The sequence below is a fragment of the Pantoea sp. CTOTU46764 genome (genome assembly GCF_031974595.1).
Taxonomy (GTDB): Bacteria; Pseudomonadota; Gammaproteobacteria; order Enterobacterales; family Enterobacteriaceae; genus Pantoea; species Pantoea trifolii.
The window spans coordinates 5747-14396 of sequence record NZ_DALYOQ010000057.1; the positions used below are offsets into that span (position 1 = coordinate 5747).

Annotated in this window: 7 protein-coding genes; all 7 read left to right on the forward strand. The window is 49.5% G+C overall.

The genetic code is table 11. The annotated features are described in order from the left end of the window. Positions 1–1769 (forward strand): lipase family protein (locus RTM06_RS16855; RefSeq protein ID WP_312183708.1); only part of this gene is annotated, 1769 nt, incomplete at its 5' end. After that, on the forward strand, positions 1766–2512 hold the full coding sequence (locus RTM06_RS16860; RefSeq protein WP_312183710.1) for a hypothetical protein: 747 nt from the start codon (positions 1766–1768) through the stop codon (positions 2510–2512). The genes RTM06_RS16855 and RTM06_RS16860, both read left to right, overlap by 4 nt. A 179-nt stretch (positions 2513–2691) precedes the next feature. Then, the gene (locus tag RTM06_RS16865; RefSeq protein WP_312183712.1) at positions 2692–3447 is read left to right on the forward strand and encodes a hypothetical protein; all 756 of its coding nucleotides are present in this window, start codon (positions 2692–2694) and stop codon (positions 3445–3447) included. Positions 3448–3477: 30 nt separating this feature from the next. Next, positions 3478–3744 (forward strand): PAAR domain-containing protein, encoded by a 267-nt coding sequence (locus RTM06_RS16870; protein ID WP_312183714.1) that lies wholly within the window; start codon positions 3478–3480, stop codon positions 3742–3744. A gap of 3 nt (positions 3745–3747) precedes the next feature. Continuing rightward, entirely contained in the window at positions 3748–4908 is a 1161-nt protein-coding gene (locus RTM06_RS16875; RefSeq protein ID WP_312183716.1) for a hypothetical protein, read from the forward strand. Next, the gene (locus RTM06_RS16880; RefSeq protein ID WP_312183718.1) at positions 4895–8284 is read left to right on the forward strand and encodes an ImcF-related family protein; all 3390 of its coding nucleotides are present in this window, start codon (positions 4895–4897) and stop codon (positions 8282–8284) included. The genes RTM06_RS16875 and RTM06_RS16880 overlap by 14 nt, the downstream gene beginning before the upstream one ends. Then, the coding region (locus RTM06_RS16885) for a type VI secretion system ImpA family N-terminal domain-containing protein (protein WP_312183741.1) at positions 8281–8650 on the forward strand (370 nt) is incomplete at its 3' end. The genes RTM06_RS16880 and RTM06_RS16885, both read left to right, overlap by 4 nt.

The following is an 8650-nucleotide window of genomic DNA, read 5'->3' on the forward strand; positions in this document are numbered from 1 at the left end:
CCATCCCTAATATGCCGTATGTGGCCGAAAATGCCGCTACACGTAGTCAGTGCGCTTCATATATCGGTAAAAGCGACGTCAGTGGCATCATTCGAATCGAGGGTTTACATCCGCTAGAGCTGATTTTACATATTGAAGCAAAGTCGCTTGCAGACGAGATGGAAAAAAGGGCATTGCGTCCCTTTGGACGTGCTGAGGATGATTCAACCGTAAAACCCAAAGCGGTTGTGGAAGGATACGAATATCGTTATCTAAAAATAGGTCATCTATGCGATAGCCTTCCTGATATGATGCCGGAATGGAAAGATAAAGCGAACCCACCGAAATATCACTTTCCAGATTTGCGCTTTTCCGGTCAAACGATAAAAAAGCTAAACTGTCGTTACGTTTTTGAAGTGTGTCCATTCCGGGCCTGGTCACTGATACTGCACCATCAAACAGATTACTCGATAGTTAATGCTTATAATCTAGGGATAATGGCCGATCTTTCTTATTCAACAGAAGAAAAGATCATTCAGTATTTCAAACAGGCATATATTGATCTATCCACGGCCCCAAAATTAAGTGATAAAAACGACTATTATGCCGTGGTTAAAGACGTCCCCTTCAGTCAGCGATACATCAACCCACGCTTCGTTACCACTGCCGGGAATATCATTCAGCATGATACTCAGTTATTTTATGTCTCAAATGATGAACATGTCGTTGTAGCTTGGCGTGGTACTCAAGAGTTGAGAGACTGGTTAACTGACATCACATTTAGCCCACAAAAGTGCCCGTCCTATCTTGCCCCGATGGGTAAAATCCATAAAGGATTTTTAGATGCTTTTGAATATGCTAAAAATAAGGGCAAGGAAAATTTTGAAGAATTAGATTCTTTAATTGATGATAAAGAGCACTTTCTTTGCGGACATAGTTTAGGTGGAGCATTAGCATTAATTCATGCTGCTGAGTTAAAATCGACAAAACCACTATTATACACCTATGGAATGCCGAGGGTTTTCACTGCTGATGCCACCTTACAGCTTTCGGAAGTTACTCACTACCGACACGTTAATGACTCAGATAGCATTACTAGCGTTCCGATGGATGTGAACCTGTATAACTGGTTTTATGAGATTTATGGCCCAGTTGGCACCATGTTGGGTTTTACATGGTCTGTAGCTGAGTTGCTTTCGCAGAAAATCTCTGGTGTAACCGTCGGCGACAGCTTTTGGCATCATGGTGATATTGTGCTGTTCTATTACACCACACAGGTGGTGGAAAGCCTGCAATGCGAAGGCTCTATGAGTGCTCCCAGATGTCGCAGAATAAAGTATAGATTACCTAAAAAAACAAAATATTATTTAATTCCTTCCCTGGCTGAAGATAAAAGTATTTCGGCAAGAAATCACAACTTGCAATTTATTCGATCATTAAATATTGAAAGCATGAAGAAGTTTTTCCCTAAAAATACCAATCCGGATCTGGATTCTATACTTACCGACCCTAGAAATCACTCTATGTCTTCAGCATATCTGCCATATATTAACAATCAACTGGTGGAGTTGGTGTCTTATGATATCACTCTGAAACGAAAAGAAAGCAGGATCGCATTTGAGAAACAGATGTCAGATTCTGGTATTCCTGATGATGAAAAGGAAAGAAATCGGATGTTCTCTGCATTACAGGGTTTAGTAGCAGAAACCATCAGAGTAACAGAGCGGATGCCAGAGTCAGAGGCTATTCTGGATCGTTTCGGCAAGACAAAAAAGGAATTAAACGAATGAATATGATAAATGTATTACTCTTACCATCATTATTATTACTAAGCGGTTGTGTGTTTAGCGAAGATTTATCTCCTCCATTTGGAGGTAAGACTGTAAAAGTATCGGTAGTTAAACCTGCCGACGTGGATATTTTACCGATGGATGCTATTTACCGCTCAGAAAAATGCAGAGATAAAGTTTTCACCTCTGCGGGTTCAATAACTAACCGTGCTGGTTATCGCCTACTGACAGTCCCTTTTAAACAACAGTTCGTTGATGATTTAGTGAGTGGCAATGTCTTCGTTAATGGTGGTGGTAGGTGTGAATGGAAACTCAGTAATATACGATTTCAGTTTAAATTTAGTGATGTGAAGAAGTTTGGGGTTGATATTAAAAGTACTATTTCCAATGACATCGTTTTTGTTTTTGATAATAATCCTCCCCCTCGGGGAGATGGGCACTACATGAACGTGTCTGGCAAAGTTGAAATAAAAGATGATTATTACCCACTCATCAGAAATGACCGCATGATAGACCATGCTAAAATCCTCAGGTTAATAAATGAAGATATGTTAACTTACAGAGTTAGTAATTCTGAACTTATTGTTTTCAAACCCAAGGTTCATTCTAAAAAGATTATTAATGTTTTAGGACCAGAGAAATTTGGTGAGGACTCGATTACGACTTATCCTGATGGAACTCAAACGACCAATGCAAATGGACCTGACCCGATTAATTTTAAGAAACTAAATTTAATGAATTAAATTTATAAATGTCGAAAAATCACCCGCCACTCGTTCCATTACAATATTCTAAAAATAAATTAACCGGCTGTTTTGTACGTTGCACGGCTTAGTCGTGGGACACCTGAGAGTAACAGAGCAAATGCCTGATGGAAGAGCTGCCCTGGAACGTTTCCGTGCGAAAGTAAGGAATATGAGTAATGAAAATATTAAACATACTATGCCTGATGCCGCTCTTAATCCTGAGCGGCTGTTCGCGAGGCGAGGAACTATCCCCACCAACAAATGGTAAGACGGTTAAAATATCGGTAGTTAAACCAGTAGATGTAGATATTTTACCAATGGATATCATTTACCGCTCTGAAAAATGCAGAGATAAAATATTCACTTCTTCGGGGGGGATAACGACCCGGGCAGGTTATCACCTTTTGACTGTTCCTTTTTATAAAGAAACGGGAAGCTACAGGGTAAGTAGTAGTATTGCCATAGATGGTGGAGGTAGGTGTGAATGGAAGTTGAGCAATATAAAATTTGATTTTCAATATCATAACATGAAAAATTTTGGCGGAAGTGTTAAGAATAATATACCAGCAGATATTGTTTTTGTTTTTGATAAAAATGCACCTCCTCGAGGGGATGGAAATTATGACAATGTCTATGGTGCCGTAGAAATTGAAAAAAACTACTTCCCTCTAATTAGGAAGAACTCTGCTGAAGATACATTAACACTAACTATAAAAGGTCAACCAATGTTGACTTACCGTGTTTATGATGCGAATAGCATTGTTTTTAAGCCTACTTTCCATCCAGATATGCTTGTGACGGCTATTCCTCCTGCAAAAAAAGGAGAGGGTTTTACTCTCATCTATCCAAATGGTGAAAAAATCGTAGACCATCACTTTCCTAATTCAGAAAAAACAAAATATGATTTTGTGAAACAAAAGCTCGCTAAGTAATAAACTGTAAATTTTATGATAAGGAGATATATGTCTAAGGGATTTGTTTTGCTCGGCGATAAAACAACACATGGAGGTCAGGTTATATCGGCATCATCAACCATGATCGTCAATGGTAAAAAAGTAGCTCTCATAGGAGATGACATAAGTTGTCCGGTAAAGGGTCACGGTACTAATCAGATTATTGAAGGCTCTACGGAGTGGTTATCTGATGGCAAAGCGATTGTTGTGGACGGCTGCCATTGTGAATGTGGTTGCCAGGTTATTTCCAGTGCGCCGGATTGCGCAATAGGATAAGTGATGGGCTGGGAACGTCAGAAATCTAATGTTGCAGGTTTACCCAAAGAACCTTCACTTATCATGTGGCTTATTGTTGGTGTTGCTGCTCTAGTCACTGGAGTGCTGTTATTTGTGCTTCATGCTAACCAGATGTTAGGGGAAATCCAAAAGTATAATCTGTGGTTAGTTACTGCAGGTCCTTTATTTGTCTGGTTTGTCCTCATTTGCCTACGCGGTTGGCGTTATAATAATGTTCTTGATAAGTATCAATTTGAATTAGATGAAGCCAATTATGCCCAGCAACAATGGTCTACGTGGGCGAACCGTCATATCGCAGTGTTGCACCACGGTGCCATTCTCCCCCGCTACCTGACATCGGGAACTCTGCTTCAGGCATTTCCGGATGTCGAGCAATTTATTAAGCAAGCCATTCGCATCAATTTTCAGGAAAATACAAATGGGCTTTCTTTATTAATTTGCAGCGTTCGCGATGCGTTAGAAAAACTTCCAACTGATTTACCCCTTAATGTCACACTGTTAACTGATTCACATAGTGAAGATCTATTGCTGCGGAAAAACTGCTCTGAAGCCTGGCAGAAAAATATGTCTTCTGTTCGCCCGGTTCCTGTGGTGAATATTTTGAAATCAAAGTTTTTTCTCTCTCTCGAAGAGCGGCTTAAATCGCCGACCCTGGATGTGGATCTGATTCTGGTTCATCAGACTCAGGGCAGGGATAAATACAGTGACGCGCTGGCAGCCCTCCTACTGACCTCTGATGATGTGGCTACAAAATACAGGCTTAGCCATCATGCGCGCTTGCTTCGGCCTATGTCGCTTGATAAGGGCATAACATTGAAGGCAGAACTCGATACCTTTTTTTCCATTCAGTCACAGGCGATCACTACGGCTGCAATTGTGGGTGACAGCATGAAGTGGGGCGATGACTTTTCTACTCTCTTGGCCTGCGCCAACAAATATGAAGACTCCTGGAGGCCAGAGCAATGCCACTGGCTGGAAAAGTACGCTGGACTTAGTGGCCCTTTTTCACCTTGGATTCTGGCAGCTGTCGCCGGCGATATTGCTGCGCTGACGAAAGAGAACTGCCTGATGCTTTCAAGGGATAGTGAGAAACGTTTTATAAATACCGTAACTATAGGAAATATGATGAATGGCGAAGGATAGTTCAGTGTGGCGTGGCAACTGGGGTCGCCTTAGCCTTACTGTGTTGATTGCTGCGGCAATAGCGCTGGTCATCTGGACAAAGGGCGGGACGATCGGGCTTTACAGCATTGGACCAAAGCTGTTAGGAATTGCTGTAGCGCTGCTCCTGCTTCTGATCGTTTTTCATGGCAAAACAATCGGCCTCGCAATGAAATTACAGTGGTCACGGTTACAGGCAAAACGTAAAAATGTGCTACCCGCTGATGAAGGCCGCGTCAGGCAGACTCCGCCCCACAATGTCACCGTTGATACCATCCGTAACGCCATGCGTAACCTCAACGGTCGGCCCTGGGGACGTAAAACACGCATCCTGCTGATAACCGGTACTGCCGCTGAAGTGGAGCAACTGACTCCAGGTCTTACGGCTCAGCTCTGGCAGGAAGATCGCGGCACATTATTACTCTGGGACGGCGATCCTGCATCCTCACCCGATGAAAGTTGGCTGTCTGCTCTTAAACGTCTGCGTCGTCGTCCGGCGGATGCGATGATCTGGGTCACCTCTGCCGCTGACCATCTTGCCGACACTTCAGGCGTGCCTTTCTCAGCGCTGCCTTCTGCTGCCTTGATGGACGCCACTGCACACGCGTTATCTGCACGCTATGAGAAATTGGGCTGGCGACTGCCGCTTTATGTCTGGTCGCTGCATCCGCGCGCCGAAAAGCAGCAGGGCCGCATAACTCAGGCGGTGGGCGTTCAGACACTCACAACAGGCAAGATTGATAAGTTATTGTCGGAACTGACGGCGCAGCTCACCTCGCAGGGTATTCAGCAGGCGGCAGGTTCGCCGCAGCATCGTTTCCTGCTGAGCCTGGCAGATCAACTGACGCGTGAGCCTGAAACACTCAACGCGCTTATTGCACCACTGCAGAATCCGTATCGACCGCTACCGCTGGCGGGGCTGGTATTCAGCCCGCCCTCTGAAGGTGCAGAACGTGCGGTGCCCAATCACTGGGGCCGCGATAACCGCTGGGATGCGCTGCCGGCTTCCTTCACTTCGCTGCCGGCGCACCTGCGTCCGCAGCGTCGCGGCTTTTCCTGGTTGCGGCTACTGGCATCCGTGGCGTGCCTGGCGGTGATTGCCTGGGGCGCGGGTCTGCTGATGTCATTCACCACCAACAGCAGCGTTATCAGCAACTCCCACACGCAGGCGATGCAGGCGGCCGATACTGGACAACCGCTGCAGCAGCGCCTGGTGGCGCTTTCTGATCTGCAGAAAACCATGCAGCGCCTGCAACATCGTGCGGAGCACGGTGCGCCGTGGTACAGCCGTCTTGGACTGAATCAAAACGACGCGCTGCTGGCGGCGCTCTGGCCGCGTTACGCGCAGGCGGCGCTACCGTTACTGCGCGATGCGGCAGCCGCGCATCTGCGTAAGGAGCTGCAGACGGTCGCCAATCTGCCGCCAGACAGCCCGCTGCGTGACACGCTCGCCAAACCGGCTTACGCCCAGCTCAAGCTATGGCTGATGCTGGCGCGCCCAGAGCGTATGGATGCAGCATGGTTCAGCCAGGCGCTGATGCAGGACTGGGCGCAGCGCACGGATGTCAGTACTGGCTACTGGCAGGGCGCAGCTCCAGGAATGATGGTGTTTTACGGCGCTGGTCTGGTTGCGCATCCTGAATGGAAGCTGAAGGCCGACCCGGAGCTGACCGGCCAGGTGCGCGCGCTGCTGGTTCGTCAGCTCGGCGTCAGCAACAGCGAATCGCGTCTGTATCAGCAGGTACTGGCGCAGGTGTCGCGCAACTATGCCGATATGCGCCTTACTGACATGACTGGCGATACCGATGCGGCGCTGCTGTTCAGCACTGATGAAGTGGTACCGGGTATGTTCACCCGTCAGGCATGGGACGACGGCGTGAAACCCGCGATTGATAAAGTGGCCAATGCCCGGCGCGAGGAGATGGACTGGGTGCTGGGCGATAATCCGCCCTTGACCGGGAAATCCTCCTCGCCTGATGCACTGGAAGCACAGCTCACAAGTCGGTACTTCGCCGATTACAGCGCGGCCTGGCTGAACTTCCTCAACAGCCTGCGCCTGCAGCCCGCGCCTACGCTGTCGGATGCCATTGACCAGCTGACGCTGATGGCCGACGTGCGCCAGTCGCCGCTAGTGGCGTTGATGAACACGCTGAACGTGCAGGGACGCACCGGTCAGACCGGCGGAGCGTTGGCCGACTCGCTGGTGAAGTCGGCGCAGAACCTGTTCAGCAAAGAGAAGCTGCCGGCAATTGATCAGAATGCCGGGCCGAGCGGTCCGCTGGATGCGACCTTTGGTCCGCTGCTGTCGCTGACCGACACGCAGGGCAGCTCGTCGTCAATGAATCTGCGCACTTTCCTCACCCGCGTCACGCAGGTGCGCCTGCGTCTGCAGCAGGTCACCAACTCCGCAGATCCGCAGGCGATGACGCAGACGCTGGCGCAGACGGTGTTCCAGGGCAAAACCGTCGATCTGACTGAAACCCGCGACTACGGCAGCCTGATTGCCGCCGGTCTGGGGCAGGAGTGGAGCGGCTTCGGGCAGACGGTATTTGTGCGGCCGATGGAGCAGGCCTGGCAGCAGGTATTAAGCCCGGCGGCTGAAAGCCTCAATGCCCAGTGGCAACAGGCGGTAGTGAGCGAGTGGAACAGCGCCTTTGGTGGCCGCTATCCGTTCAAAAACGTCAGCAGCGAAGTTTCCCTGCCGCTGCTGGCGAAATACCTCAACAGCGATACCGGCCGCATCACCCGCTTCCTGCAAACGCGACTTAACGGCGTGCTGCACCGCGAAGGCACGCGCTGGGTGCCGGACAGCATCAATGCGCAGGGGCTGACCTTCAACCCGGCGTTCCTGAAGGCGATTAACCAACTGAGTCAGATTTCCGACGTGGTGTTCACCACCGGTGAAGCGGGACTGCACTTTGAGCTACGTCCTGGTACAGCGGCAGGCGTCTCGCAGACGACGCTGACCATCGACAGCCAGAAGCTGGAGTACGTGAACCAGATGCCGGCCTGGAAGCGCTTCACCTGGCCGGCGGATACCGAAGCGCCGGGCGCAACGCTGAGCTGGGTCAGCACCGAGGCGGGTACACGATTATATGGCGACATGCCGGGTGGCTGGGGCTTAATCCGCCTGCTGGATAAGGCGCAGGTCACCGCTAATCCAGGCATCAGCAGCAGCTGGCAACTGAGCTGGGCCGCGCCCGACGGTCGCACGCTGAATTACATTCTGCGCACCGAAGCCGGTGATGGCCCGCTGGCGCTACTGCGGCTGCGCAATTTCACGCTGCCATCAGACATATTTCTTCAGAGCGCCACAACTGTCGCGCCGGAAGATCTTAACGTCACGGAGGACGAATAATGCCGCTTAAATCTCTTATCAGCGCCTGTGGTGAAGACGCTGAGACGCTGCGCGCTCAGGCAAAACAGCAAATCGCACTGTGGAATAACTGGCTGCAGCCGGTATCGGCGGACAATCCCGCTGGTGAGGACCCGACCTATCACGACGGTTTTCAGCAGATGCAGGAGGAGGTGAACCGCCTTTCCGGGGCGGACACCATACTTATCTGCGAACTGGCGGAAAATCTGCTCACCACCACTACCAAAGACATCCGCGTGGCGGCCTGGTACAGCTGGGCACGCCTGCAGCTTGATGGCGAAGCCGGGCTGGCTGATGGCTTGTCATTAATGGCCGGGCTGCTGACGCAGTTTGGCAGCAGCCTGCATC